This is a genomic window from Vibrio sp. 10N.247.311.49, assembly GCF_041467655.1.
Lineage (GTDB): Bacteria > Pseudomonadota > Gammaproteobacteria > Enterobacterales > Vibrionaceae > Vibrio > Vibrio crassostreae_C.
On record NZ_JBFSVA010000018.1, the window covers coordinates 1 to 25,225 of the forward strand.

Genomic DNA, 25,225 nt, shown 5'->3' on the forward strand with positions numbered 1-25,225 from the left:
GATCTGCGTGAACAGATGTTCATTCAATCTAAGTGTGGGATTCGTTTTGAAGGCGAGGGCAATGTTGGTCGTTATGATTTCTCGGCTGATTGGGTAGGCCAATCGGTAGACGGTATTCTCAATCGATTGAATACTGAAAAGCTTGATGTGCTGTTATTGCACCGCCCTGATCCTTTGATGGAACTCGATGAGCTAGCAAGAACGTTAGAGAACTTAAAAGCGAAAGGTAAGGTCGATTATTTTGGTGTGTCGAACATGAACAGCCATCAAATTCAGTACCTGCAATCTGCGCTTGGGCAACCCATCGTCGCGAATCAAGTTGAGATGAGCTTAGCCAAATTGGATTGGTTGAATGATGGGGTGATGATTAACTCGCAAGGGCACCATCAATCAGACTTCGCCGCAGGCACTCTTGAACATTGCCAATTGAATAACATCCAACTGCAAGCTTGGGGCTGTTTGGCACAAGGCCGATTTGCTGAGCAAGGTTTGTATTCAGAACATGAAAACGTGAAAAAGACAGCGCACTACGTGGCTCAGTTAGCGAACCAATATGGCGTAGAAAGTGAAGCGATTGTGTTGGCATTTTTGCTTCGTCACCCTGCTCGTATCCAACCTGTAATTGGCACCACAAATCTAGAGCGAATCAAAGCTTCGGCAGTCGCGACTCAGATAAACCTGTCTCGTGAAGAGTGGTACAACCTATACGTGTACTCACGTGGTCAAGCACTGCCATAAGGAATGAATATGTTGAATCAAAAGATCGCGCAACAACTGGTGTCTAACGCTCTAGACATTGCTGAGCGTAATCAACAAGCAATCGCGGTGAGCGTGTGTGATACGCACGGTGAGTTACTGGCGTTTATTCGCATGGATAATGTGAGTGTTCAAGCCGGATTGTTAGCACAGAACAAAGCTATACATCTGCAAGAGATAGACAGCCAAGCGGTAACTTAGGTGCTTGGGCGAGAGAAACTGGTAAAGACTTAAGTTACTGGACTGACCCAAAGATCACTGGCTTTAAAGGCGGTGTTCCCATTGAATTAAATGGGCAGGTGATTGGCGCTATTGGTGTCAGCGGATTAAGTGAAGACGACGATGAAGCACTTGCCGAAAAAGTCATTCAACTTGTGTTCTAAGCTGTTGCTCGTGAAGTAATGGAAGTTAGAAGTAACAGATAATAAAAAACCGATGCATGTGCATCGGTTTTTTGCTTAACGAGACCCAAGTGATTGAATCAATCGAACCCATTAAGCGTTCGCTTGTTCCAGATCTTGTTGCTTGTCTTTCTTACCCAATAGGCGGCTTGTGATCGTACCGGCTGTCATTGCACCAGATACGTTAAGCGCCGTACGTGCCATATCGATAAGTGGCTCGATAGAGATAAGCAGTGCTGCGATAGTTACAGGAAGACCCATAGCTGGAAGTACGATAAGCGCCGCGAACGTTGCACCGCCACCTACGCCAGCAATACCGAATGAGCTCACTGTGATAATAGCAATCAGAGACAGAATGAAGTTGATGTCCATTGGGTCGATGCCCACTGTAGGCGCAACCATGACTGCTAGCATTGCAGGGTAGATACCCGCACAACCGTTTTGACCAATCGTCGCACCGAAAGAGGCAGACAGGTTAGCAATCGCTGGTGGCACGTTTAGCTTAGTGATTTGAGCTTCAACGTTCAGTGGAATTGTTGCTGCAGAACTACGAGACGTGAAAGCGAACGTCAGTACAGGCCAGATCTTTTGGAAATACTCTTTCGGGTTTACACCAACAAAAGAAACCAACACACCGTGTACAACGAACATCAGTAGAATCGCAACGTAAGATGCAACGATGAAACCTAGTAGGCTGAGGATGTCAGAAGCACTTGATGTTGCAACTACCTTCGCCATTAACGCTGCGATGCCGTATGGCGTTAGTGCCATGATCATCTTAACTAAGCGCATAACGATAGATTGTGCCGCTTCAACAAACGTACGGATCGGAGATTCTAGTTCTTCTTTCTCTGCCATCACTTTACGAGCAGCGATGCCCGTTAGCACACCAAAGATAACCACAGCGATGATAGACGTAGAGCGAGCGCCCGTTAGGTCTGCAAATGGGTTAGTCGGAATAAAGCTAATCAGCATTTGTGGAATTGTTAAGTCTGAAACGCTACCGATGCGGCTTTCAAGTGTTGCGATACGTGCTGTTTCGCGAGCGCCTTCTGTTAAACCTTCAGCAGACAGGCCGAATGCTTGCGTTACAACAATACCAACAATCGCAGAAATCGCGGTTGTTGCTAGCAGTACAGAAATAGTGATACCAGAAATCTTGCCCAGTGAACCGCCTTTTTCAAGCTTCACTACAGCCGCAATCATTGAAACCAAGACTAATGGCATGATTACCATTTTAAGCAATCCAACGTAACCACGACCAACGATGTTTACCCAGTCTAGTGTCTCTTTGATGATGGGATTGCCTTCACCAAATAGCAGCTGTAGACCAAGGCCAAATGCACTACCAAAAACTAAACCGAGTAAAACGAGGCGAGAAAGTGTGTTTTCTTTTTTCTGCTGTCCGTAGAGAAAAAAGAGGATACCAGTGAATACCGCTAAGGCAGCGATAGCTGAAAGTGACATTTGTTTTCCTTATGAATAACTCTAAATCAATTAGGCACCTAGATGTATAGGTGTCAGTACTGCTGCTAAAATAACGTTCTGTTACAAAACGTAAAATAAGGAAAAGTAATTTATTAGAACGATTAGTAATATCCACTCAATGGGATGGGGGGATATTCAACATTGTGATGAATAGGTGAGCTTTTTAGCGATATTTTGCCAATAAATTGAGCATGTCACTTGACGAGTAAATTTCGGTATTTTTGAAATTATTTTCGAATAATCGGAACAACATTGCCTTCGCGACGTCTTCCGCTTGAATAGGGCGTAGGTTTTTGAACTGACCAAACATAAAGGGAGAGACTAAAGGAAAGATGCTTTGCAGGAGTTTTTCATCAGCTCTAGGTTCATCACGCTCACCCACCAGAGGCCCAGGGCGTGCGATGAAAAGCTGCTTGAAGCCAATACGTTTTAAATTTTGTTCCATTTGTCCTTTACAGCGAAGGTAGTGCGAATAGGAATCTGGTGAAGCGCCATAGCTAGAAACGACCGCTACGCGTTGAACCCCAAGAAACTTCATCGACTGTGCGACTTGGCTAACCAGTTCCACATCGATTTTGCGAAGCGCTTCTTTTGATCCTGCCTTTTTCTTAGTCGTACCTAAGCAGATAACGCCAAGATTAGGCGTCGCATACGTGTCATCCCAACTGGTAACTTGCAGGTCGCTGTGAATGAGTGTGTGGAGCTTGTTGGAATCAAACTGTGAATCTAACGCTCGGCGAGATAGGGCATAGATATGATCAACGGCGGGTTCATCGATGAGCAACTTCATCACATGATGACCAATTAACCCGGTTGCACCAGCCACCACGACCGATGTTTTGTCTCCAGAAATGCTCATTTTAATCCCTTCTTCACTCCACAAGTGCTTGTTTAATATAAACAGTGTTTGAATTTTAAGCGAATAAAAGTTTGTTAAACGAGTGGTCAGTAGTATGTGGGGAGTCGCCTGTTTATGGAAAAAGAGATGATTTAGTTTGGCTCGACGCATAAGTACGGTCTGAAGCATAAGTACGATATGAAACATAATGGCGGTGGGAAAGATAAATGCGGTTTGAAACTTAAGTTAGGCGTTAAACATAACAAAGCCCGCTGGGCGACGGGCTTTGTTACTTTTCTTGCTTCTTACTAGGTAAAGGACAGTGGGATTTTCCTTACCTTTTTGCTAGCTTTCTTACTTGATTTATTTGGTTTTCTTTTACTTGAATTTGGAATCATTACACCTCCTAAATCGTTGTTCTGTTTTGTCTTTCTTCGTGTAGCGTCAGTGTTGTGGGCATTCACTGTATGGGTACTTATCAATGGAGAGATTAATAAGTAATTTAGATAAGGCATAAACGATGCCAAAATGTAAGTTATTGATAAATCTATTATCAGTATTGTTTGTGTTTTAGGGTTCGTCAATTTGACTGTCAATCTGAGAAAAAACCAGTGTGATCTGTTTAAATTAAGAACACTCTCTGCGGTTTCTGCCACATAGCCATAGATACAGCCTTGCTTAACACGTAAACTGAGTCGTAATTCACATAGACCAAGGACGTGCTATGAACCTCAAGCTTGATACTCTTGCTCCCACTCAGATTTATCACCTGATGACACAAACCGTTGTTCCTCGCCCGATTGCGTGGGCATTGACGGAATCTTCTGACCAAGAGTACAACCTCGCGCCTTTCTCTTATTTCACGCCTGTTTCTAGTAATCCGCCGTTACTGATGTTATCGGTTGGGAAGAAGCCGTCCGGCGAAATCAAAGATACCACTCGTAATGCCCTAGAAACGGGTAAGCTAGTGATTCACATTGCTTCTTCAAGTTCTGCCGAAACCATGACGGCGACAGCAGCTACCCTTGAACATGGTGATTCGGAAGTCACCGCGAATAACATTGATCTGGTTGAATTTGAAGGCTTCTCTTTACCGAGATTGAAAGAGTGCGCGGTCGCTTTTGGATGCACCTTGTACGAAGTAAAAGAGGTTGGAGAAGTGCCACAAAGCCTTATCTTTGCTCAAGTCGAAACCGTGTACATTTCCGAAGACGTGATCGACAAAGACAGTGAGCGTCTTAAGATCGACGCGTTAGCACTTGATCCTTTATCTCGATTGGGTGGCGGTGAATACGCCACGCTTTCCAATGTGTTTTCTGTCGCACGCCCTAAGTAGCAGCCCTATATCAACGTACCCAGAATAAGCGTTTTTAAAAACTATGTTAGATACCCAATACTCGCAGTACATCCAACACCGAATTGACCAAAAAACCAAGCCACTTGGCGCACTTGGCTTACTAGAAAAAGTCGCACATCAACTGGCTTTGATTCAGAGCCAAGGCAAAGAAGCTGCGGTTGAACACATCGAATTGAATAAGCCAAGTATCATCATTTTTGCTGGCGACCATGGCATTGCTGACGAAGGCGTGAGTATTGCTCCAAGCGCGGTAACACAACAGATGGTGTTGAACTTCTTAAGCGATGGCGCGGCGATCAATTGCTTCTGTGCGGTGAATAATATCGATATCACGGTAGTCGACACGGGGATATTGTTGCCTGTGGAATCAGACAGTGACATGTTGATCTCTCAGCGTTTGGGTACGCGAACCAATAACTTTGCCAATGAAGCGGCAATGAGTTTAGAAACGGTTGAACGTGGGATTGAACTGGGTACAGATCTTGTCTCTAGAACCATTTCGAATGGCACCAATATCATCATGTTTGGTGAAATGGGTATCGGAAATACCAGCAGCGCATCAGCGATCTTAAGTGCATTAGCGAATCGTGCTGCAGCGGAGTGTGTTGGCCTAGGCACTGGCATCAACAATGAACAGCTTGCACGTAAAGTGGCTGTGGTTGAGCAAGGTGTCGCGCGTTGCAAAGATTTAGATGCGAAAGAAGTTAAAGAGCTTACAGATCTTAAAGATATTAAAGAGGTACTCGCACAAGTCGGTGGCTATGAAATCGTTCAAATGGTCGGTGGCTTCCTTGGCGCTTACCAAAACAGAACACCAGTGTTGGTCGATGGCTTTATCGTGTCGGTTGCGGCGTATGTCGCGACTTTAATTGAACCAAACTGCCGAGACTATATGATCTTCGCACATCGCTCTGAAGAGTCGGGGCACAAAATTCTTTTAGAACTGCTCGACGCTGAGCCACTGCTCGATCTTGGATTGAGATTAGGTGAAGGCACAGGTGCTGCGCTAGCTATGCCAATCATTCGTGCGGCAGCCGAGTTCTATAACAATATGGCGAGCTTCGAAAGTGCTGGAGTCACGGTTTAATGAGTGATGTACCAGAAAGATCGTTGAAAGATCGAGTCACCCATCAGTGGGAGCTTTTTGCGCTGGCGATGGGTTTCTTTTCTCGCTTGCCAATGCCGAAAAACACGCCCTATTCATCAGAGCGAATGAACCGTTCTGGTCGCTACTTTTCAACGGTTGGTTTGTTGCTTGGTGTTCTGTGTGGCGGTGTGTTCTTGCTACTTGATGTGGTACTGCCGAGTGCAGTAGCGATCTTTTTGATGATGAGTTTTAGCCTGATGCTCACTGGCGCATTCCATGAAGATGGTTTGACTGATATGGCCGATGGCATTGGTGGCGGCATGACCCTAGAACGCCGTTTGACCATCATGAAAGACAGTCGAATCGGTACTTATGGTGCGTCTGCTCTGATTATGGCTCTGCTTGGCAAGTGGGTGCTGTTGAATGAACTCATAAGCATGACGGGACTGTTTATGGTAATCGTGACCAGTTATACCTTTAGCCGCGCGATTGCTGCATCGCTAATTTACGACATGCCTTATGTCAGTGATTTAGATACCAGTAAAAGTAAACCATTGGCCAACAAGCAAACCAAAGGCGAACTTGTCTTCTTGTTGCTGGTAGGCGTGCTGCCTAGCCTGTGGTTTGGTCTTGAATTCGCTTTGGTTTTATCTGTCGTCGCCTATCTGTTCAGAACAGGTTTTAAAACGTGGTTAACGGCTCGAATTGGCGGCTTTACTGGGGACTGCTTGGGTGCGGCTCAACAGTTAATGGAGTTGCTGACTTACCTTGTATTCATTACTGCATTTTACAATGGCTTTCTATAACGGCTTCCTATGACCAACACGAATGAAACTATTCAAGCTAATCAAATTAATCAAGCAAGTCAGCGAAACAGCCATTTGGTATTGGGCGGGGCTCGTTCTGGTAAGTCTAGTTTTGCAGAGCAACAAGCATTATGTGCGCTTGAAGCATGTTCAAATGGACGCCTCAATTATATTGCGACAGCGACATATCTTGATGATGAAATGCGAGAACGAATCGCGCACCATCAACAACGTCGTGGCGAGCAGTGGATCGAGCATGAAGTACCCGTCGAATTAGCCGAAAAACTGCAGTCTTTTGAGAAAGAAGATGTGGTATTGATTGATTGCCTAACCTTGTGGTTGAACAACATCATCTTTGAACTGGGTGATGACGCAACTAATGAACAGGTTGAAGCCGTGGTTGAAGTATTGGTCAAAAGCGTCGAGCAAAGTCCGGCGCAAATTATCATGGTCTCTAACGAAGTCGGTTTAGGTGTGGTGCCGCTGGGTAAAGTGTCTCGCTTGTTTGTGGACAATGCAGGACGAATGAACCAAGCGCTAGCTCGCGTCGTTGAGCGCGTCACGCTGGTTGCTGCCGGATTGCCGCTGCACTTAAAACCATCTAATCACTTGCTTGATATTCAAGGCTAGGTCGCACACATGGTCAATGGAACAACCAAAAACATCTATTTGTTAAGACATGGCAAAGTCGAAGGAAAAGCTGCGCTCAATGGTTTATCTGATGTGCTGGTCAACTCTGATCTTCAAGAACAGATATGTGAGGCACTAACTACACAAGACATTACCTTTGATAGCGTGGTTAGCTCTCCACTAAGACGATGTGGTGATCTCGCGAGCTTGTTTGCAGAGCGTATGTCTGTGCCTTTATCAGTTGCATCGGGTTTTCAGGAAATGAACTTCGGTGAAGTAGATGGTGTCCCATTTGATGAACTTGAAGACAAGTGGGGAATGTTAGAAACCTTTTGGAAAGACCCTGCTAATCATCAATTAACTGGCGCAGAAAGTTTACAGAGCTTCCACGACAGAGTAACTCAAGCTTGGTCGCAACTTTTGAATGATTCAAGTGACAACATATTGTTGGTTACTCATGGTGGTGTGATTCGCATACTGCTAGCGCACTGCCTTAATATTGATTGGAAAAACCCGAGTTTGTACTCGAAGTTATCGATAGAAAACGCATCGATAACGCATATTCAAATCACTCAGTTTGCGCAGAGCTTTATCAGCGTTAAATCGATAGGGATACCTGTTCTCTGAGTGTTCAAAAAACACAGTTTAAGAATTAACAATCTTTTAGATCTGTAAATAGAAACAGAAATATAAATAGAAGTATAAAGCGGCGTTCACAGCCGCTATACCTGATTGGTATTACTACCTACGTGAAAGGAATTTAGTCATGACAACACCAAGTTGGGATCTAAGCATTGCTTATAGCGATCTTAATGATGCAAAAATCGAACAGGACATTGAACTCATTCAGCAGTGCATTGAGCTGTTGAACCTACACGTTGAAAAGCGTCATATCATTCTAGCGATGCAAAACGCGATTCAGACTTCAGAAGCGGCAGGCACATTACTGAGTACAATCAACACCTTCGCTAATTGCCACGCATCGGTCGACGCGACACACACAGAAGCGAAAGTATTGCTTGGTCGTGTAGCGAAGCTGAACTCTGAAATGTCTCAAGCGTTCAGCCCTTACGAAGATACGCTAATTCACGCAGAACCAGAATTTATTGATGCAGTATTAGAGCATGATAGTGCGGACGTAGCAGGGCAGCGCTTTGCGATTGAAAGCTCTCGTAAGTTATCAAGCAGCCGACTCAGTGTTGCTGAAGAGCAGTTATTGGCAGCGATGAAGGTTGATGGTCGTGACGGATGGGGTCGTTTATACGATAACCTAACCGGATCTTTAAAACTGTCGCTAAAGCTGGACGGTGAAGAGGAAGCCCTAGGCTTTTCACAAGCCGCGAGCCTGTTGTACGGCAGCGAATTCGACAAACAAGAACCAGCATGGCGCGCGGTTCAAGGTGCGATGAAAACGCACCAAGAGTCTTTTGCTTCGATTCTAAATGCATTGGCGGGTTGGCGACTGACTGAAAACAAAAAGCGTTCGAAGATTAGCGATGTGCATTTCCTAGCTCCAAGCCTACACGGCAGCCGCATTGTGCCAGAAACGCTAGACACCATGATGTCAGTAGCGAAAGCTAATCGAGCTGTTGGTCAGAAAGCAGGTTTGTTAATGGCAAGAGTTCACGGGCTAGATGAAATGAAGCCTTGGAATCACTTAGCTGCGATGCCGCCGCTGGGTGACGCTGAATCTAAGGTTTACCCATTTGATGAGGCGATCGACGTGATCAAAACTGCGTTCGCTGAAGTAAATCCAGAGATGGCTGATTTTGTCGCTTTGATGGTTGATAATGGTTGGATTGATGCCGCACCAGCAGCCAACAAACGTTTAGGCGCTTACTGCACCAAGTTTGCTGCTACACGCACTCCGCTTGTGTTCATGACATGGAGCGGTAGCCGCTCAGATTTAATGACATTGGCACACGAGTTAGGCCACGCGTTCCACAACTGGGTGATGAAAGACATGCCGTTGTGTCAAACACGCTACCCAATGACGCTGGCAGAAACCGCTTCGATCTTTGCTGAAAATATCGTTCGAGACCATTTGTTAAAACAAGCACAAACACGTAATGAGAAACTTGAAATGCTGTGGGAAGAGCTTTCTTCTTCTTTGGCATTAATGGTGAACATTCCCGTTCGTTTTGAGTTTGAAAAAGCCTTCTACGAGCAGCGTGAAAAAGGCGAGCTAACGGCTCAGCAGCTGTGTGACTTGATGGAAACGACTTGGAAAGAGTGGTATGGCGATGCAATGACAGAAGCTGACCCTTACTTCTGGGCGAGCAAACTGCATTTCAGCATCTCTCAAGTAAGCTTCTACAACTACCCATACTTGTTCGGTTACCTGTTCAGTAAAGGTGTTTACGCTCAGCGCGATGCGAAAGGTGAGCAATTCTACGGCGATTACGTTTCGTTGCTTCGTGATACGGGCAGCATGATGGCGGAAGAAGTCGTTCAAAAGCACTTAGGAATGGACCTGACTCAAGCTGATTTTTGGCAACAAAGCATCGACATGGTCAAAGTTCAAATCGATGAATTTGAAAGATTGCTCGATCAGGAAGATTAATTGATCTCAATCTGTTCATAGCAGGTAAGAGCTGTGTTAGCTTACGTGGCTCTTATCTTGCTGGCATAACCTGAGATAAGCCGAAACAACCAAAAGTCTCTTTAAATAGAGAAAGTTATTTGGAACAGATGTCGGTTAGTAAAGTCAGCAGGTAATATAAAAATATATGGGTAGTATTTGTGAGTGATAACGGAGTTTCTGTTGATAAGTGCGATCCTAGCAACACAATTTCTATGTACAATTTATTAACATACGGCCGTGCAATTAAGGAGTAGCGCATGACGAAGACCCTCTTTCGCCAATCATTTCTTTTTGACAGCCTAGATCTTGAGCAAGAAGTGTTTGCAGGACAGACCGTACTGAGTAACGGTGTTCAAATTAAGCTTCATCAACGCGGTGTCTTGGAAGTGATTCCCGCGGATTTTAATTCTGAAACCAAGAACATCATTTTTTCAACCGGTGTTCATGGCGACGAAACTTCACCAATGGAGCTGATCGATAAGCTCATTGAGGATATTGAAACAGGTTTCCAAGTAGTAAACGCGAGATGCTTGTTTATCATAGCTCACCCAGAAGCCACTAACGCGCATACTCGTTTTCTTGATGTGAACATGAATCGTCTGTTTGATGAAAAGCAGTACGAGAGCAATCGAGAAGTGGATATCGCGAAGAACTTGAAGTTCTTGGTGACTGAGTTTTACAAAGAAACGGAACCTGCCACTCGTTGGCATCTAGATTTGCACTGTGCAATCCGTTTATCTAAGCATTACTCGTTTGCAGTGAGCCCTAAAGTTCGCCACGAAGTACGCAGTAAAGAGCTGTTTGATTTCATTAACAGTGCGCACGTGGAAGCAGTGTTGTTGTCAAATGCGCCAACCAGTACATTCAGTTGGTACAGTGCTGAAAACTTCGAAGCGCAAGCACTGACAATGGAACTAGGGCAGGTCGCGAGAATTGGTGAGAACCAACTTGATAAGCTAACGGCTTTTGACTTGGCGATGCGTAACTTGATTGCTGAAGTTGAGCCAGAGCATTTACCTAAGCGAACCATCACTTATCGCGTGAGCAGAACCATTGTTCGTTTACATGATGACTTCGATTTCATGTTCTCAGATTCTGTAGAGAACTTTACCGCGTTCAAGCACGGTGAAGTATTCGGTCATGATGGTGATAAACCGTTAATGGCTAAGAATGAAAACGAAGCGGTGGTGTTCCCTAATCGTAATGTTGCTATCGGTCAACGAGCAGCCTTAATGGTGTGTGAAGTTGAAACGCGATTCGACCATGGTCAGCTTGTGTACGATTAATATCGACTCGGGTTTAAACGACGAAAACAACCGCTCAACTGGTTGAAATATCAAGGTTCACATTACGGTGTGAGCCTTGAGTTTATTTGGGGATACAGGTAAGGTTACGCGAACATTTTCAAAGTAGCTTGATATGGATTTCCAACAACTTCTTCACCAAAAACAGCGCAAATGGACTAGAGCCATTTATCTGATGGCAGCACTGCTTGTCGCGCTGAGTGCTATTTACCTAATGGTTGGCGATCTCTTCATTTCCCCTCTGGACACCTTGTCCACGTTAGAACAAAAACTACTGATTGATTTACGCTTACCTCGATTATTAGCAGCTATTGCTATCGGGGCAGGGCTAGCAGTATCTGGCGCAAGCTTACAAGTCTTATTGGGTAACGTATTAGCAGAGCCCGGTGTGCTCGGCATTTCTGGTGGTGCAAGTTTGGCGATGGTTATCGTGCTGTTCTTCTTGCCGTTTGCTCCCACACCAGAACTGTTCATGATTGCCGCCGTTTTAGGCTCGCTCTGTTTCACCGTGATACTGGTGAGCATGGTAAAAACGATGCGACTCACCACGGCTAAATTACTGCTAGTGGGTGTCGCGTTAGGCATTCTTTCTGGCGCGATGGTGACATGGGCGTTCTATTTTAGTGATGACTTAAGTCTACGCTTATTGATGTATTGGCTGATGGGCAGCTTAGGTGGCGTCACTTGGTATCAACACTCGCTCACGTTGGTGATGATCCCCGTGATTATTTGGCTGTGCCTGCAAGGTAGTAAGCTAGATAAGTTAATGATTGGCGAAACGCATGCCGCACAGTTAGGCGTAAACGTACCGAGATTGCGCTGGCGTCTAATTTTCGCCGTGTCTATTTTAGTCGGCTGCGCGGTAGCTTTAGGTGGCGTGATCAGCTTTGTTGGCTTGGTTGTGCCACACTTATTGCGTTTAGCGATTGGTACTGATAACAAATACCTTCTTCCTTTGTCTGCCGTTGCTGGCGCTGCGTTGTTGGTGTTTGCTGATATCTGTGCAAGAACCTTATTAGATTCCGCAGAGCTACCTTTGGGTGTGATGACCACCAGTATCGGTGCGCCTATCTTCATTTGGATGTTAATTAAAAATCATGATTCAAATTAAGAGCCTGAGCGTTGGCGCTCGTTTATTACCACTATCATTTGAGCTCAAGCAAGGGCAGGTGACTCACGTTATCGGCCCGAATGGCAGCGGTAAAAGTACCTTACTCGAATCGATATCTGGCATTGGTGATGGTTACAAAGGTGATATCAAGATCGACGGGCAGGATTTGTCGGAGCTGTCTTTACAAGATTTATCATTGCATCGTGCTTACTTGTGCCAAAGCGCAAGGCCAGCCTTCAACTTAGAAGTGTTCCAATATCTTGCATTGTCACTGCCAAGCTCCTCACACGGCCTTGATGCTGAAATCAACGCAGCTTTGGAAGAAATCAGCCAGATGCTAGACATTGCAGACAAACTTCATCGCTCAATTCAGACACTGTCTGGTGGTGAATGGCAACGCGTACGTTTGGCGGGAATGTGCCTGCAAATTTGGCCGACACTTAACCCATACGCGAAGCTGCTGATCCTCGACGAACCCGCAGCTCCGTTGGATATTGCTCAAGAAGCCTTGTTGTACAAGCTCATTGAACGAGTGGCAGAGAAGGGCATTGCTGTGATCATGGCTAACCATGATTTGAACAGAACACTAAGACACGCAGACCAAGTGTTGTTGCTCGATAAAGGTGTACTTCAAGCATCAGGCTCAGCTGATCAAGTGCTTACCCCTGAGCAGCTAGAGTCCGTGTTCAACACCGAAGTCAAAAGTATCTCAGTCGACAATCAGACCTATCTTTTGTTTGGTTAAAAGACTAATTAGTTAAGCTGCTCATTGGGTTTAAGGCGAGTTAGTACAGGAAGCAAATATGTTTAGATACATCCAAAGAAGAAGAATCAAAAAGGTGATTAAGTCATTGTCTGCAAAGATGGTGAAGAGCTACGGAAGCCGTGATTTCTTCTCTATTGGGCAGGTTGAAACAAGTTCTCGTGAGTTGAGTAAACGCCAACAACAGATTGCTTTAGCCTTGTTTGCGGATCCACAAGATCTTGCTGTTGAATTAGCTCCAACTATTCAGTTGCTGCGTAATGATGTGTCTAATGACTTCTTTGGCGGAGAAGACTACACAGCGCGAGATGTACTTAATCTATTGGGTGGCGGCGGTTGGAAGGGCGGTCGTATGGACGATGACATGTCACATCGCATGGGCATGCATAGCCGTTATTAAATATCTTCTTACTACCTAACGCCTTTATATCCCCAAAGCGGCTTAATCATAAAGCCGCTTTTTTATTCATTCCGAATAATGTTCCCTCAATCAACATAGAATACTGAAACGTCATAATTCGAAGCAACATCATCTATCTACAACGCATTTGTTTGAGTTGTGTGATGCTGATTCCTATCAATATAAAACCCGCTGTTATTGATAAAATTGACGTATATATTTTTCGTTGTTCTTTAAGTCAGAAACTATAAACCTTCGAATTACAGTGCTGGTTGGTTAGTAACCAATTGGTTTTGTGTTTAGGGTGAAATAATAGAGAGTGGGAAAGTGACAACAATAAATAATAATATTCTAAAAATAGCAGTGGGTATGGCTATGCTATCGAGTGTGCCGTCAGTGGCAAATGCTCATGGTTGGTCTGAGTTTCCAAGCGCGCGTCAGAACACGTGTTACGAGCAAGGCGGGATTTGGTCGGGTACACCACCTAATGCTGCGTGTGCTCAAGCAAAAGACATTTCGGGTTCATACCCGTTTGTTCAACGTAACGAGTACGCGAAAAATATCCAAGATTTCAACAACATCAATGCTGTAAAAGCGGCGATTCCTGACGGCACGTTATGTTATGCCAACGATTCGCAAAAACGCGGCATGGGTGCGCCTCATACTGGTTGGACTCGTACCGAGCTAAATACTGGTACGTTTGAATATGTATTCAATGCGACAGCGCCACACAACCCTTCTTTCTGGGAGTTCTACCTAACGAAACCAAACGCGGACCTAAGCAAAGGCCTAGCGTGGGGAGACTTAGATCTTATCCAAGAAGAGGGTAACGTTCCGGTTAATGGCGGCAAGTACCGCATTAATGTCACTATTCCTTCAGACCGTTCTGGCGATGCGATTCTATTCGTTCGTTGGCAACGTGATGATGCTGCGGGCGAAGGCTTCTACAACTGTTCAGACATAACTATCGCGGGTGGCACAACCCCTCCACCAGAGCCGGGTCCAGAGCCTGATCTAGTGCGTGGTGACCTGTTTGTTTCTGACCAGTTTGGCACGCCAGAAATTGGTGATACGGTTAAATACGACATCATCAACAAGTACGGTGAAGTAGCGCGTAGCTTCACCATCGTCATCGACGCTTCAAACGTTAACGATTGGGCTCGTTTGTTAGCTTCAGAAATTAATGGCTGGCACGAAGAGTTTAAAGATGGCGCGATCTTCATTGGTGACTGGCATGCTGAAATGCAGCACTACATGTACTTCCAAAACGATCCTTCACGTAACTTCTTCAACTCAAAAGATAGCCGTGCTTCTGGTCAGTTAACGTTGATTGATGGTGGCGACGGTGGTGTTGAACCATTGAAAGGTGACATCTACGAGCTAGTGAAGAGTGACAATGTAGTCAATGCTGGCGATAAGGTTGTGATTGCAACAAGCGAAGCCGCGACATTGACTCAAACTCAAGGTTCTTCAGTAAGCATCCAAAATAACGGCACGGCTTCTATCGTAGTTGATACCACTGGCATCACTGCAAACGAAACTTTATCGTTTATGGCTAGCTCGATTGAAAGCGACAGTGTTGAAACCTTCACTTTTGAAGTAATTGCCGATGACGGTGGCGTGACACCAGACCCAGATCCAACGCCGGATCCTGATCCGACTCCTGACCCAGACCCTACGCCAGATCCAGGTACGTGGGACTCATCAGCGACTTACCTTGGTGGCGAAGTCGTGACTTACTCGAACCAGTCATGGAAAGCACAATGGTGGGTTCAAGGTGGTACTAACCCTAAAGCGACTTACGAAAATGACAAATGGGGCGTTTGGCGTCCAGCCAACTAATCTTAACTATTGTTAGTTAATTAGCCTTGCAATAATAACCAAGACACCACACTTTTTGACGAGTGTGGTGTCTTTTTTAGCGTCTGCATTTGCGGTTTTGAATGTCATCAGCCTAGAAAAAGTGATTCAGGAACGGAGTCTTAATCACTCAGCACGGCTCTATAAGAAGATGAGAGTTATATAGAAAACAAGAGCTATATAACGTTTTGTAATGTGTTGACGAATTATTTCAGAATAAGGTTTTCTTTAATCTCATCGTTAAGATACCCCTGATCAAAATCTGGTGTCATAAATTCGACGGAGGAGGAGTCTAGATAGCTGGTTTCTAGATAACTCGGCTCTAGATAATGGGGGTCTAAGTGATCAGCACTTACGTAGGTGGGAATCGCAGAAAACAAAACGATACTGATCGCTGCAGCGATATTAATGGCTTTGTTGCGTTGAGGAGTCATTTTCATAGTAGTGCCCTCGAAAGGTGGGCAAATCCATCTGCCTATGAGAATTGAATCTGAGATGTTTAGAAGTCGTAAGACAAACCAAGCGTAATGATATTGTCGTTGTCGATCGGGCCCATCGATTGGCCGTTCAAGTAAAGGTCACCTTCGTTGGTATTGAAGTAGGTGTATTTCACGTAGGGTGTCCAGTCGTCGATGCTTTTAGAGAGAACGACTTCGTGCTCATTGGTACGGTAGTCGCCTTGATGAAAGATTACGTTGTCATCGTTGTGGGTAAACCCGCCATTGGATCCATCACTGTTTTCGTGAGTGTATTGATAAGCTAAATCCCAGCCTGCGAGTGAGTACCCCGCACCGGCGATGAACTTATTGGTGTTGATCGTGGTGTCGCTTACATTCTCGAGTACTTGCCCTGACTGGTTATATCCCAATCCACTGAATACATTGAAGTTGTCGTTCACTTGATAATCGATAATACCTTCGATTAATAACTCTTCACCGTTGTCCCATTTACCAAGTTCACCGTATAAGTTGAACGTGAAAGATTCGCTGATGTGAAAATCGTGCCCGTAACCCGCTGCCAACCAACCCTGGTCATCAAAACCTATATAGACTTGTCCATTTTCTGAGGTATCGATTAATGCGCCAGCTTCTGTGGTGTAGACACCGTTATCAGCAGCATTAGAGGCAACGTTTTGTTCGATGTAAACTTGAGTCGAAGTCGCAAACGCTGCGCTGCTGAGTAACGTAAGTGGTAGAGCAATAAGGTTAAGTTTTTTCATGGATTCTCCAGTGTCGTTCTATTGAATTAACTTGCTGGAGAGTATGTGATTAAACTGAATTTATATTAATAGGGTTAACTTTAGTTAAAACCTCAGTTTCATTTATGTTTTCTTAATGCTGATTTGATTGCTTCACGGGTTTTGATGTGCTGTTCGTCTTTAGCGTAGCGGCGGTGATAGAGCATTCGAAACGTGATCGGTCTTAATTTGATGGGGATAGGGTGAACGCGTAAGCCAAGCGCTGGTGCAAGCATTTCTGCAAAAGAGCGAGTAGAAGCGGCGATATAATCTGTCGTGCTTGCCAAAATCAGCATGCTTGAAATTGAGCTGGTTTCAATTCTGACTTTTCTCGGCTCGATATCGCTCTCTGATAAAAACTCGACTGTGTTCATGTTGGCGCGTTTGATCTTGAGTGCAATATGCTCCTCTTGGAAATACTCTTCTTTACTTAGTGTCTCACCAATTCGAGGGTGGTTGATTCGAGTCAGACACACGGGCTCCTCATCGACGATGGTTTCTTCAATCAATGAGTGTTTCTTACTCGAAAGTACATCAATGACGATATCCACTTTTTGTGCAGTAAGCGCATCAAACAGTTCTTCCTCTTCGAGCGGCGCTTCCGTAAAGCTTACGCCTTCAACCTGGCTAACGAAATGAAGCAAGCTCTCTGTGCAATAGACTTTAAGGTCATTCTTTTGCTGCTCAACCGTTCCAATGATGTTCAATGGGTCTTCTATCTTGTTAGCGAGTGATACCGCAGCTCCAGTGGGCGCGATACCTCGTCCTTCTCTCACAAATAAAGCTTTGCCCACGACCCCTTCGAGTCTCTTAATAGCCGCGCTTACCGCGGGTTGAGAAATATCGAGCTGCTCTGATGCCACGGTGATAGAGCTGTGTTTGTAAACGGCCAAGAATGTCGTCAGTAGATTAAGGTCCAAATTCAGTTCCCTCTATTCTTATTGCCACTCATTCAAATCATTGTGGAGTCACTATTAACTCATAAATGAAATGGAGGTTTTAAGTAAAGTTTACACTATATATCAAGGTTCTGTTTATTAATAAACTTGTTTGCATCGGAGTGAGGAAGGAACTTCATTCATTTACTAAATACTCAGACCGATAGGTGAAACTATGAGAACTTTCGCAAAATTATCAATCATCTCTACAGCAATGATCATCACGACCACCGCTTTTGCTGCTGACCCAATGATGCAATACAACACCAAGCAAACTAACTCTGATATTCAAAAACTCGAGAAATTTGAATATCACGAGGGTGAAACCCTTGAAGAGTATCTGAGCACTCAACCTAAGGGGAACTTGTATTCTTCAGAAGAAGAAGTGCTTTCAGTGTTAATGGGCGGTGTAAACAATGGTGACTATCGCAAAGAAACCAATTCAGGTTGGAAAGAAGGCCTGATGTTTGAGGGCATTGCACCTTATGGGGATCACATGGTGTCTGGCGCCAACTGGTTCCCACGCACTGAAGAAGTCCAACCGGATGAAATGCGTGTCACGTTCATGGGGACATCACCAATGATTCGCCCGGGGCAGGCAAACACCTCGATATACGTCGAATTGGGTAACGGCTCTAACTTTGTCTTTGATTTAGGTGAAGGATCAATTGCGAACTACGTAGCGGCGGGTGTCGCGATGAATGAACTCGACCATATCTTCATTACTCACTTACACGTAGATCACTACGGATCATTACCTTACCTGTATCAATTTGGTGGTTGGAATGGTCGCTGGGAAAAGCCGCTTAACATTTATGGCCCGAGTGGTGCGACTCCAGAATATGGCACTCGTCATATGATTGAAGGCATGCAGCAAATGTTGAACTGGCACACCGATGCATTTGATGTGTTCCCATCAGGCAACGACATTGTGGTTCACGAGTTTGATTTCCGCGACGACGGTGGCGTTATCTATGACCAAGACAATGTGGAAGTGATTCACTGGCGACGCAGTCACGCAAAAGATGGCGCGTCTGGTTACCGCTTAAATTGGACTCAAGATGACGGTCGAGTGCTTTCATTTGTTTGGACAGGAGACGGTCGCCCAACGGAGTTGGATTTGAAATACGCAAAAGGTGCAGACTTGTTCATTACTGAACTGCAAACCGAAACGTTTGGTGTGTCTTCGATTATTCAAGGTGTGCCGCCATTCTTAGCTCGTTACACCGTTGATACTCACCATACGCCAGCGTACGCGGCGGGTTATGTGGCCAATGAAGTACAACCGCGCTTGTTCATGACAACGCACATGACATTCGACCCATATCTCAATGAGGAAACCGTTGCAGAGGTTCGCCACCATTGGCAAGGGCCTTACCACTTCGGTGCGCCAGATGGCATTGTCGTTAACATGACCAAAGATAATGCGTGGGTTCGTGAAGGTATTTTACCTGATTTCCCGAATGCGCGAGCGCCACAATTTGATATGGCAGATGGGTCTGATTTTAGAATTCCATTACCGAAAAATAGCCGTGAAGACATACAAGAACAAGAGATTCGTGATTTAGAGTTAGATCCTAAACTGTACTACCCAGAAGGCTACCATCCAGAGCTGTTAACTGAGTGGCCAGTCGACCGTGACATCGTGATCCCAGCTGAACAAGTACCAGAAGCAATGAAGCAAGGTATGAACACCAAGCAAGAATACATGGATAGAGTGCGTGCTCACCACAACCTTGAGCGCAAGTCGGTAAGTCGTCCAACTGAGCCTGGTGAAGGAGCAGGAACCGATAACAAATAGGGTATTTGCAGTGAGGGCTGATATTGCCCTCACATCCTAAAAAGTTAGGTAAATAAACCCATTCTCTTACTCAATCATAAAACTATTGCTTACCACTTCTTTGCTTAGAATATCTGGAGTTCATTATGAAAAAATCAATTTTAGCGGTCGTCATTCTATCTTTAGTGTCAGCGTCTGTTTTCGCTAACGGACAATCCAATGCTCACAACTATCAACCTGGTGCGACGAATAACTCAGAACGTTTAGCGGATATTGATCCTAACTACGAACTGACCTTACCTTCAGAAAAAGAAGGCTACACCATGTATGACAACCAATCCATGTCAGATGGCGGGACCTACACAACGTATGTCAAACCGAATCCTTCCGATGCAATGCATGTCGCCGATGAAGGCTCGCTAAAAATAACGCATGGAGAAGGTGGTGTCATTATGACGGAATACACCACAAAGAATGGGCAACACACGTTTTCAGTGATGTGCGGCTACACTTCGGGTCCATCATACTGGGCTGACGGAAAACCAGCGAAGGTATGTGAAGAGGCGCAAGCACTAGCGGTTGCATTGGAAGCAAAAGGTGAATGGGAGGTGAAGCCAATGACTTACACCATCGCACCAGCAAGAATCGTAGTTGATAAGTGATTTTTGTCTATAGAACGCTCGTTATATCGAGCCTCGTTATCCAATCATATTGATTATTTGTAGTGAGACAGAGGGGTACTCAGGCTGAAATGGTCTTGAAGTTCCCCTTAACTTAGCTCATCTCACAAGAAGCTAAGTCAGCCAACTAATCAAATTTGTATTCGAAAATACAGAAGGTCTATCCCATGAAAAATACCATTAAGCTACTGGCTATCGCATGTGTTTTACTTACTCCAATGCTTGTCGCCGCTGCCGAACATAATCATAGTCACAATCATTTTAACCCTGAATTAGAGAAACTTGGCGACGATATTATTGGTCTAACCGTGTGTTACAAAAATGGTCATCTATCAGATGAGAATCAAGAGCCTGCGTTTATGAACCTTATCAACCACGCCAATGTAGAAGGTGAGGAGCTGGGGATGTTCTACATGGACAAATTGGGCCCTAAAGCCGAGCAAATCATGAGTGATGATGAGGCTCGACGTTTATGGACCGAAGAATATTGTGCTGATTTAACTGATACCTATTTGGACTCACACAAGTTAGCTCAAAGAGCAAATGAACACAAAGGTTATTCCCACGGACACGATCATGGTCATCACCATAATCATGACCACCATGGACATGGCGATTTAACGCCGGAGGTACTTGAGCAAGATATTGAGAGAGGGCGTTTACTCAGTATCAATTAAGCCCAATAAGATAAGTTCATCTAACCTATTGTTAAATATTCACTATTTGATAGTGTGTCTAGGTGCACATTAAGGATGTGTTTCATATTTAGCGATGAAAATAGTAGGAGTTGCGATGAGTATTATAGTGAGACGGTCTGAACCGTCAGATGCAAAGGGAATAAAAGAAGTTTACGAATGCACTAATGCTTATACCGGTACGCTGCAACTCCCAAATCCATCTCTGGAAAGCTGGCAAAAACGAATCTCTAATATGCCTGATAACGTGTACTCGTATGTCGCGATGATCGACGATGAGATTGTTGGCAACTTGGGAATGGAAGTGTGCGTGAATCCAAGAAGACGACATGTGGCTTCATTTGGTATGGGTGTTAAAGACGATGCGCTAGGCAAAGGTGTGGGTAGTCAGCTGCTCGCGACCGCGATCGACTTGTGTGATAACTGGATTAACATCAAGCGAATGGAGTTAACGGTATACACCGATAATGAAAGAGCGATCAGCCTGTATAAGAAGTTCGGTTTCGTGATTGAAGGAGAGTCCGCAGGGTTCGCTTTCAGAAATGGCGAATATGTGGCGGCTTATCATATGGCTCGACTGGTATAGCATTTAGCTACGATTAACACACAGCTACGATTAACACAGTTAGAATTAACTGACAGATAATAAAACGCCACGTTATTTAAACGTGGCGTTTGCTATTTTGGTGCGCTGGTGCTTTAAAGAGCTACAGCCATAACCTTAGTTCAGTCGTAAACTTAGTTAAGCCGTTAGTGGCTCAAGGTTCGCAGGACGGTAGTGTACAGATTTTAGTACTTTACCTTGGCGAACTGTCTTGCCTTCCGATACGAAATCTTCCGCACACTTAGCGATGATGTATTCGCCTTTTTGAACCGCCATCAGCTTGATGTTCTGCTCAGCATAGAAAGCTTCTGTTTCAGCATATTCAGTTTCGTTGCGACATACTTTGCTCATGTTGCTTGAGTGTACTTCGTCCCAGCAAGGTAAGAAGTCAATTGAGCGGTTTTTAGAAACATTCAACAGTAGGTCGATCAGGTAGCTGATTGCTAGGTTGTCTTCAACCTTAGCTTGGCCAAGGTGAACCAGACGTCCCATCAAAACATAAACGCTGTCTACGATAGCGTCCGCTTGTTCGATTTTAGAGTCAGCTTCTGCAAGTTCTGTTAGTTCTTCGATCGCTAGAGAGGTATGTAGCGTATCGCCTTTTTCGTCCATTGTTTCAGGAGCAGCAACAGGCAGATCAAAAGTACTGCGGAACTCTTCAATGTCGCGGTAAAGGTGATCGTAGATTTCTTGGCTTAGTTGAGAAAGGTTCATTTTCCTATCCATTCTGTTTCGTTAATGGATTATTTTACCAAAGCTAGGAATAGGGTGCTAACGCAAAGTCGAAGAAGTCGACTTTTATTCATTGGACCAATGAGGTATTTTGCATACAAACCAATTGATTATTATGTTTTTTTACACTTTACTCTTCTTAATATACCAAATATTAATGTTGCCATTAACTTCGGCTGCAGTGGGATCCCAGTTATGAACCAAGCCAGTGAAAGCGAAATTGTTATACGTCGCTTGTATCAAATCACCAATGATTACCGGAAGGGCTTCGATATTCAGATCGCTCAGCTGCTTATCATGGGGCTTGAACGCTTCAACCTTGATATCGGTATTTTATCTAAAGTCGAGGGTAATTCTTATTTAGTCGAGCACTGTGTTACGCCAGAAGGGGTTGAACTCAATAGCGGTGACACCTTCGATTATCGTTCAACCTATTGCGAAATTACATGTAAATCGATTGGTCCTATCTGCATTGAGCATTGTGGCAAACACGATAAGTATGCGACGCATCCCGCTTACCAGTCTTTTGGTTTAGAGTCTTATATTGGCATCCCGATTTTCGTTAATGATGAGCTTTATGGCACTTTAAACTTTTCAAGCCCAGCACCCTATCATCGCGAGTTCAAAGAGTTCGATGTCGACGTGATGAGACTAATGGCATCATGGATTGAAGTGGAGCTGGTTAGAAGGCAGCAAGAAAGAAAGCTAAAAGAACTGAATGAGAAATTGGAGTATCAAGCTCTGTATGATCCTCTGACACACTTGCCAAATAGACGTTGCTTGTTTAAAACGTTGAATGCGGAAGTCGAGCAGTTAAAAGGCTCTTTAGGAAAGGGAACCTTGGCGGTTGTCGACATCGACTTCTTTAAACAGGTTAACGACATTTACGGTCACCAAATGGGCGATGTTGTATTAAAGAAAGTGGCGAGCGTGCTGAACAATAACACTCAAGAGGGTGAGTTTGTGGCGCGTTTTGGTGGTGAAGAGTTCATTCTTTGGTATCCAAATAAAACACCAAATTATGTTGAAGATAAGTTCATGACTCTTTTGCAAGAGATGAAGAAAATCACACTGGATCGAAAGCCTGTCACTATATCAATTGGTGCGTGTCATTTTGAGTTGAGTACAGGGGATACCAAAGGGGAAAGGATGTCGGCGTTAGATAAGCTCATCAAAGTTGCCGATGAGTGTCTGTACATTGCGAAACAAAATGGACGAGATCAGTTCATTTCTCGTCCATATCATCAAGAGCGCTCAGGAATATGAGCCATCATGTTAGCGATTAACTGAACTATTAGCTAAACAAGTAAGGGAACAGTTGACGGCGTTCTTCTGGCGTTAAAGACTCGACTCTCGCGATGTTGGTATCAGGAATCGCTTCAGGGTTAGGGTAGTGCTTCAACACTTTTTCCATACTCGCTTCACGAATCAAATGGTAAACCGGGTACGGAGAACGGTTCGTTAGGTTTTCATCTTCTTCTGGATCCGCACCACCAAAACAATAGTCTGGGTGGAAGGTTGCCACTTGGTAAACACCTTCCCAATCTTCTTGCTTGATCAACGCTTCAACCCAATCAATGAACATGTTGTAGTCGAAGAAGTCTTGCAGCATGTTAGGAACCACCACTAAAGTCGTCTCTAATTCAGCGACTGGCGTGTTATCTAACTCTACGAAATGCGTCATGATGTCTTGCAACAACGCTTCTTCCGTATTTGCTTCACTCACAAAGATCTTAATCTGTTTATTACGTTGTGGCTTGGCTGCGAATGGGCACAGGTTTAGGCCAATAACGACATCGTCTAACCATTGTTTTACTTGGTCGTGGATGGTTTGAAGATCTGTGCTTTGAGTGTTCGACATAACAGGTTCCGAAATGAAATTTTGCGTAGGATATCAGAACGGACGTCAATCAAAAGCAATAATTGAGTTACAACCTCAGTCGTACTTATGCTTGTGCGAGTTTAGAGGTCGATACTTGAAGTTGTTTTAATTGGTAGACCCAAGCAAATATCGCAACATAGAAGATTGAACCGCCCGCAATCACGCCATTCCAACCGAACAGTTGCCAGCAATACAAGAGTAAGAAACCACCTAAGCTCCCGCCTATGTAATAGTGTACTAAGTAAAGAGCGGTTGCCGTTGCCTTAGCGCTCGGTGCTTTTTGACTTACCCAAGAGTAGGCAAGGGTATGGGCGAAGAACGCGCCGCCACTAATCAATAACAAGCCTGCTAGCATGAACGGAACTTTGTCGACTGCAGAAATTAGCATTCCGATTAAGCTAATACACACGCCCATCAATATTCCGCTTAACGGGTCAAAGCGAAGTGTCCATTTGTTGGAGAGCTTAGAGCTTACCGTACCGGCCAAGTAACATAGGAATATCAGTGAAGCTAAACCAACGGGTACCGAGTGAGGTTCGGATACTAGCCTAAAGCCCATTACAGAGTACAGGTTAACAAACAGCGCGAAGTTAGCACCACCAATCAACATGGCAAGCCACAAGGTACGGTTTCTTAAGTGCATTACAACGGAGCGGTTGTGATGAAAGAACAGCCCTTTTTGAGGTTTGAAGTTCTGTTGGTCAGGTAGGCGATAGGCAATAAAGAGTGCACCAAGCAATGAACCGACAACGAAAAACAGTACAGTTGCATGCCAATCGAAATAGTCTGTAATTAAGCCGCCTAATACACGTCCGAAGATTCCACCCAATGAGTTGGCCGCAATATAACCTCCAATCGCGACAGCAAAGGCTTTGGGTGTTAACTCCTCAACCATATAGGCAACCGCCACACCAGCAAACGCCGCCACAGCGATGCCCATAAATGCGCGGGCAATAACGAGTTGCAACAAGGTAGTCGTGAACACCATGCTTAACCCTATTAATGGGATAGCGAACAGACTGAACAGAATAATGGGTTTACGACCAAAGGTTTCAGAGGCAATTGCCCAAGGTACCAAGCTAATCGAAAGGCCGAGTGTTGTAGCAGCAAATAACCAGTTGATCTGAGTTTCAGATACTTGGAAGTGCTCCGCCATGTGCGGCAAGATAGGCTGAAAGAGGTAAAGGTTACAGAAAATGATAAATGAACCAATCGCCAATGATTGAGTGATGCGTTTGTATTGAGGACTGCCTTTATCAAACATTTACGTTGTGCCTGCGCGAGTTAGTAAG

The 25,225-nt window shown here is 44.6% G+C and carries 25 protein-coding genes and 1 pseudogene; 18 read left to right on the top strand and 8 right to left on the bottom strand.

The features are described 5' to 3' along the window. Both AB6E54_RS16355 and AB6E54_RS16360 read left to right on the top strand, forming a co-directional pair. A partial coding sequence (locus AB6E54_RS16355; protein ID WP_372168958.1) for an aldo/keto reductase family oxidoreductase occupies window positions 1-738 on the top strand: 738 nt, incomplete at its 5' end. 3 nt (window positions 739-741) lie between these two features. Further along, a pseudogene (locus AB6E54_RS16360) lies at window positions 742-1,139 on the top strand (GlcG/HbpS family heme-binding protein). A 111-nt stretch (window positions 1,140-1,250) separates the two neighbouring features. Here the strand turns inward: AB6E54_RS16360 and AB6E54_RS16365 are convergent. Then, on the bottom strand, window positions 1,251-2,624 hold the full coding sequence (locus tag AB6E54_RS16365) for an L-cystine transporter (RefSeq protein WP_102333253.1): 1,374 nt from the start codon (window positions 2,622-2,624) through the stop codon (window positions 1,251-1,253). Between the two features lie 184 nt (window positions 2,625-2,808). Continuing rightward, complete coding sequence (locus tag AB6E54_RS16370; RefSeq protein ID WP_102333254.1) at window positions 2,809-3,504, bottom strand: NAD-dependent epimerase/dehydratase family protein; 696 nt, start codon at window positions 3,502-3,504, stop codon at window positions 2,809-2,811. Window positions 3,505-4,207: 703 nt separating this feature from the next. On the opposite strand from AB6E54_RS16370, the gene AB6E54_RS16375 reads away from it, so the two are divergent. The 11 genes from AB6E54_RS16375 (at window position 4,208) to AB6E54_RS16425 (ending at window position 15,367) form a co-directional block, all read left to right on the top strand. Continuing rightward, window positions 4,208-4,819 (top strand): flavin reductase family protein, encoded by a 612-nt coding sequence (locus tag AB6E54_RS16375; protein ID WP_017065519.1) that lies wholly within the window; start codon window positions 4,208-4,210, stop codon window positions 4,817-4,819. Between the two features lie 43 nt (window positions 4,820-4,862). After that, complete coding sequence (gene cobT / locus AB6E54_RS16380; RefSeq protein ID WP_108194207.1) at window positions 4,863-5,927, top strand: nicotinate-nucleotide--dimethylbenzimidazole phosphoribosyltransferase; 1,065 nt, start codon at window positions 4,863-4,865, stop codon at window positions 5,925-5,927. Further along, complete coding sequence (locus tag AB6E54_RS16385; protein ID WP_108194206.1) at window positions 5,927-6,733, top strand: adenosylcobinamide-GDP ribazoletransferase; 807 nt, start codon at window positions 5,927-5,929, stop codon at window positions 6,731-6,733. Before cobT ends, AB6E54_RS16385 begins: the two co-directional genes overlap by 1 nt. A gap of 9 nt (window positions 6,734-6,742) precedes the next feature. Further along, on the top strand, window positions 6,743-7,363 hold the full coding sequence (gene cobU, locus AB6E54_RS16390) for a bifunctional adenosylcobinamide kinase/adenosylcobinamide-phosphate guanylyltransferase (protein ID WP_017059154.1): 621 nt from the start codon (window positions 6,743-6,745) through the stop codon (window positions 7,361-7,363). A 9-nt stretch (window positions 7,364-7,372) separates the two neighbouring features. Continuing rightward, window positions 7,373-7,990 carry an alpha-ribazole phosphatase family protein gene (gene cobC / locus AB6E54_RS16395; protein ID WP_017059155.1) on the top strand — a complete coding sequence of 206 codons (618 nt, stop codon included), beginning with the start codon at window positions 7,373-7,375 and terminating at the stop codon, window positions 7,988-7,990. Window positions 7,991-8,129: 139 nt separating this feature from the next. Continuing rightward, window positions 8,130-9,926, top strand: a complete 1,797-nt coding sequence (locus tag AB6E54_RS16400; RefSeq protein WP_372106245.1) for a M3 family oligoendopeptidase — start codon at window positions 8,130-8,132, stop codon at window positions 9,924-9,926. A 278-nt stretch (window positions 9,927-10,204) separates the two neighbouring features. Next, window positions 10,205-11,233 carry a succinylglutamate desuccinylase gene (locus tag AB6E54_RS16405; RefSeq protein ID WP_017059157.1) on the top strand — a complete coding sequence of 343 codons (1,029 nt, stop codon included), beginning with the start codon at window positions 10,205-10,207 and terminating at the stop codon, window positions 11,231-11,233. A 133-nt stretch (window positions 11,234-11,366) separates the two neighbouring features. Further along, window positions 11,367-12,362, top strand: a complete 996-nt coding sequence (gene btuC, locus AB6E54_RS16410; protein ID WP_017070911.1) for a vitamin B12 ABC transporter permease BtuC — start codon at window positions 11,367-11,369, stop codon at window positions 12,360-12,362. Next, the gene (btuD, locus tag AB6E54_RS16415; RefSeq protein WP_136974865.1) at window positions 12,349-13,107 is read left to right on the top strand and encodes a vitamin B12 ABC transporter ATP-binding protein BtuD; all 759 of its coding nucleotides are present in this window, start codon (window positions 12,349-12,351) and stop codon (window positions 13,105-13,107) included. Before btuC ends, btuD begins: the two co-directional genes overlap by 14 nt. 58 nt (window positions 13,108-13,165) lie before the next feature. Continuing rightward, window positions 13,166-13,525 carry a DUF6559 family protein gene (locus AB6E54_RS16420; protein ID WP_017066163.1) on the top strand — a complete coding sequence of 120 codons (360 nt, stop codon included), beginning with the start codon at window positions 13,166-13,168 and terminating at the stop codon, window positions 13,523-13,525. Window positions 13,526-13,900: 375 nt separating this feature from the next. Beyond that, complete coding sequence (locus AB6E54_RS16425) at window positions 13,901-15,367, top strand: lytic polysaccharide monooxygenase (RefSeq protein WP_372058528.1); 1,467 nt, start codon at window positions 13,901-13,903, stop codon at window positions 15,365-15,367. Window positions 15,368-15,591: 224 nt separating this feature from the next. Here the strand turns inward: AB6E54_RS16425 and AB6E54_RS16430 are convergent, their stop codons facing one another. From AB6E54_RS16430 to AB6E54_RS16440, 3 genes are all read right to left on the bottom strand, one after another. After that, window positions 15,592-15,825, bottom strand: coding sequence for a hypothetical protein (locus AB6E54_RS16430; protein WP_171733535.1), 234 nt, complete (start codon window positions 15,823-15,825; stop codon window positions 15,592-15,594). Between the two features lie 59 nt (window positions 15,826-15,884). After that, window positions 15,885-16,604: a hypothetical protein gene (locus AB6E54_RS16435; protein ID WP_372079384.1), complete on the bottom strand. Its 720-nt coding sequence runs from the start codon at window positions 16,602-16,604 to the stop codon at window positions 15,885-15,887. A 98-nt stretch (window positions 16,605-16,702) separates the two neighbouring features. Further along, on the bottom strand, window positions 16,703-17,542 hold the full coding sequence (locus tag AB6E54_RS16440) for a LysR family transcriptional regulator (protein WP_017068280.1): 840 nt from the start codon (window positions 17,540-17,542) through the stop codon (window positions 16,703-16,705). Between the two features lie 193 nt (window positions 17,543-17,735). Here AB6E54_RS16440 and gntH point away from each other — a divergent pair, with 193 nt between their 5' ends. From gntH to AB6E54_RS16460, 4 genes are all read left to right on the top strand, one after another. Beyond that, window positions 17,736-19,361 (top strand): guanitoxin biosynthesis MBL fold metallo-hydrolase GntH, encoded by a 1,626-nt coding sequence (gene gntH, locus AB6E54_RS16445; protein ID WP_017068281.1) that lies wholly within the window; start codon window positions 17,736-17,738, stop codon window positions 19,359-19,361. Between the two features lie 125 nt (window positions 19,362-19,486). Then, window positions 19,487-20,002: a hypothetical protein gene (locus AB6E54_RS16450; RefSeq protein WP_017068282.1), complete on the top strand. Its 516-nt coding sequence runs from the start codon at window positions 19,487-19,489 to the stop codon at window positions 20,000-20,002. Between the two features lie 185 nt (window positions 20,003-20,187). Then, the gene (locus AB6E54_RS16455; RefSeq protein WP_017070904.1) at window positions 20,188-20,697 is read left to right on the top strand and encodes a hypothetical protein; all 510 of its coding nucleotides are present in this window, start codon (window positions 20,188-20,190) and stop codon (window positions 20,695-20,697) included. 115 nt (window positions 20,698-20,812) lie between these two features. Beyond that, window positions 20,813-21,301 carry a GNAT family N-acetyltransferase gene (locus AB6E54_RS16460; protein WP_102333262.1) on the top strand — a complete coding sequence of 163 codons (489 nt, stop codon included), beginning with the start codon at window positions 20,813-20,815 and terminating at the stop codon, window positions 21,299-21,301. Window positions 21,302-21,457: 156 nt separating this feature from the next. Here AB6E54_RS16460 and AB6E54_RS16465 read toward each other — a convergent pair whose 3' ends face one another. Next, window positions 21,458-22,033: a nucleoside triphosphate pyrophosphohydrolase family protein gene (locus AB6E54_RS16465; RefSeq protein ID WP_017059167.1), complete on the bottom strand. Its 576-nt coding sequence runs from the start codon at window positions 22,031-22,033 to the stop codon at window positions 21,458-21,460. Window positions 22,034-22,246: 213 nt separating this feature from the next. Between AB6E54_RS16465 and AB6E54_RS16470 the strand changes: the two genes are divergently transcribed. Continuing rightward, complete coding sequence (locus AB6E54_RS16470) at window positions 22,247-23,317, top strand: diguanylate cyclase domain-containing protein (protein ID WP_372106246.1); 1,071 nt, start codon at window positions 22,247-22,249, stop codon at window positions 23,315-23,317. A 28-nt stretch (window positions 23,318-23,345) separates the two neighbouring features. On the opposite strand, the gene AB6E54_RS16475 is transcribed toward AB6E54_RS16470, so the two are convergent. Together AB6E54_RS16475 and AB6E54_RS16480 are read right to left on the bottom strand one after the other, a co-directional pair. Further along, complete coding sequence (locus AB6E54_RS16475; protein ID WP_372106247.1) at window positions 23,346-23,912, bottom strand: DUF1415 domain-containing protein; 567 nt, start codon at window positions 23,910-23,912, stop codon at window positions 23,346-23,348. Between the two features lie 85 nt (window positions 23,913-23,997). Further along, on the bottom strand, window positions 23,998-25,197 hold the full coding sequence (locus AB6E54_RS16480; RefSeq protein ID WP_372106248.1) for an MFS transporter: 1,200 nt from the start codon (window positions 25,195-25,197) through the stop codon (window positions 23,998-24,000). Between the last annotated feature and the right edge of the window lie 28 nt (window positions 25,198-25,225).

What these genes read in the sequence shown, in the direction of transcription:
- cobT (WP_108194207.1), top strand. Translation starts at nt 4,863, where the DNA reads ATGTTAGATACCCAATACTCGCAGTACATCCAACACCGAATTGACCAA.
- cobC (WP_017059155.1), top strand. Translation starts at nt 7,373, where the DNA reads ATGGTCAATGGAACAACCAAAAACATCTATTTGTTAAGACATGGCAAA.
- AB6E54_RS16400 (WP_372106245.1), top strand. Translation starts at nt 8,130, where the DNA reads ATGACAACACCAAGTTGGGATCTAAGCATTGCTTATAGCGATCTTAAT.
- AB6E54_RS16420 (WP_017066163.1), top strand. Translation starts at nt 13,166, where the DNA reads ATGTTTAGATACATCCAAAGAAGAAGAATCAAAAAGGTGATTAAGTCA.
- AB6E54_RS16475 (WP_372106247.1), bottom strand. Translation starts at nt 23,912, where the DNA reads ATGTCGAACACTCAAAGCACAGATCTTCAAACCATCCACGACCAAGTA.
- AB6E54_RS16435 (WP_372079384.1), bottom strand. Translation starts at nt 16,604, where the DNA reads ATGAAAAAACTTAACCTTATTGCTCTACCACTTACGTTACTCAGCAGC.
- AB6E54_RS16375 (WP_017065519.1), top strand. Translation starts at nt 4,208, where the DNA reads ATGAACCTCAAGCTTGATACTCTTGCTCCCACTCAGATTTATCACCTG.
- AB6E54_RS16465 (WP_017059167.1), bottom strand. Translation starts at nt 22,033, where the DNA reads ATGAACCTTTCTCAACTAAGCCAAGAAATCTACGATCACCTTTACCGC.
- gntH (WP_017068281.1), top strand. Translation starts at nt 17,736, where the DNA reads ATGAGAACTTTCGCAAAATTATCAATCATCTCTACAGCAATGATCATC.
- AB6E54_RS16480 (WP_372106248.1), bottom strand. Translation starts at nt 25,197, where the DNA reads ATGTTTGATAAAGGCAGTCCTCAATACAAACGCATCACTCAATCATTG.
- btuD (WP_136974865.1), top strand. Translation starts at nt 12,349, where the DNA reads ATGATTCAAATTAAGAGCCTGAGCGTTGGCGCTCGTTTATTACCACTA.
- AB6E54_RS16460 (WP_102333262.1), top strand. Translation starts at nt 20,813, where the DNA reads ATGAGTATTATAGTGAGACGGTCTGAACCGTCAGATGCAAAGGGAATA.
- AB6E54_RS16455 (WP_017070904.1), top strand. Translation starts at nt 20,188, where the DNA reads ATGAAAAATACCATTAAGCTACTGGCTATCGCATGTGTTTTACTTACT.
- cobU (WP_017059154.1), top strand. Translation starts at nt 6,743, where the DNA reads ATGACCAACACGAATGAAACTATTCAAGCTAATCAAATTAATCAAGCA.
- AB6E54_RS16430 (WP_171733535.1), bottom strand. Translation starts at nt 15,825, where the DNA reads ATGAAAATGACTCCTCAACGCAACAAAGCCATTAATATCGCTGCAGCG.
- AB6E54_RS16385 (WP_108194206.1), top strand. Translation starts at nt 5,927, where the DNA reads ATGAGTGATGTACCAGAAAGATCGTTGAAAGATCGAGTCACCCATCAG.
- AB6E54_RS16370 (WP_102333254.1), bottom strand. Translation starts at nt 3,504, where the DNA reads ATGAGCATTTCTGGAGACAAAACATCGGTCGTGGTGGCTGGTGCAACC.
- AB6E54_RS16425 (WP_372058528.1), top strand. Translation starts at nt 13,901, where the DNA reads ATGCTATCGAGTGTGCCGTCAGTGGCAAATGCTCATGGTTGGTCTGAG.
- btuC (WP_017070911.1), top strand. Translation starts at nt 11,367, where the DNA reads ATGGATTTCCAACAACTTCTTCACCAAAAACAGCGCAAATGGACTAGA.
- AB6E54_RS16365 (WP_102333253.1), bottom strand. Translation starts at nt 2,624, where the DNA reads ATGTCACTTTCAGCTATCGCTGCCTTAGCGGTATTCACTGGTATCCTC.
- AB6E54_RS16450 (WP_017068282.1), top strand. Translation starts at nt 19,487, where the DNA reads ATGAAAAAATCAATTTTAGCGGTCGTCATTCTATCTTTAGTGTCAGCG.
- AB6E54_RS16470 (WP_372106246.1), top strand. Translation starts at nt 22,247, where the DNA reads ATGAACCAAGCCAGTGAAAGCGAAATTGTTATACGTCGCTTGTATCAA.
- AB6E54_RS16405 (WP_017059157.1), top strand. Translation starts at nt 10,205, where the DNA reads ATGACGAAGACCCTCTTTCGCCAATCATTTCTTTTTGACAGCCTAGAT.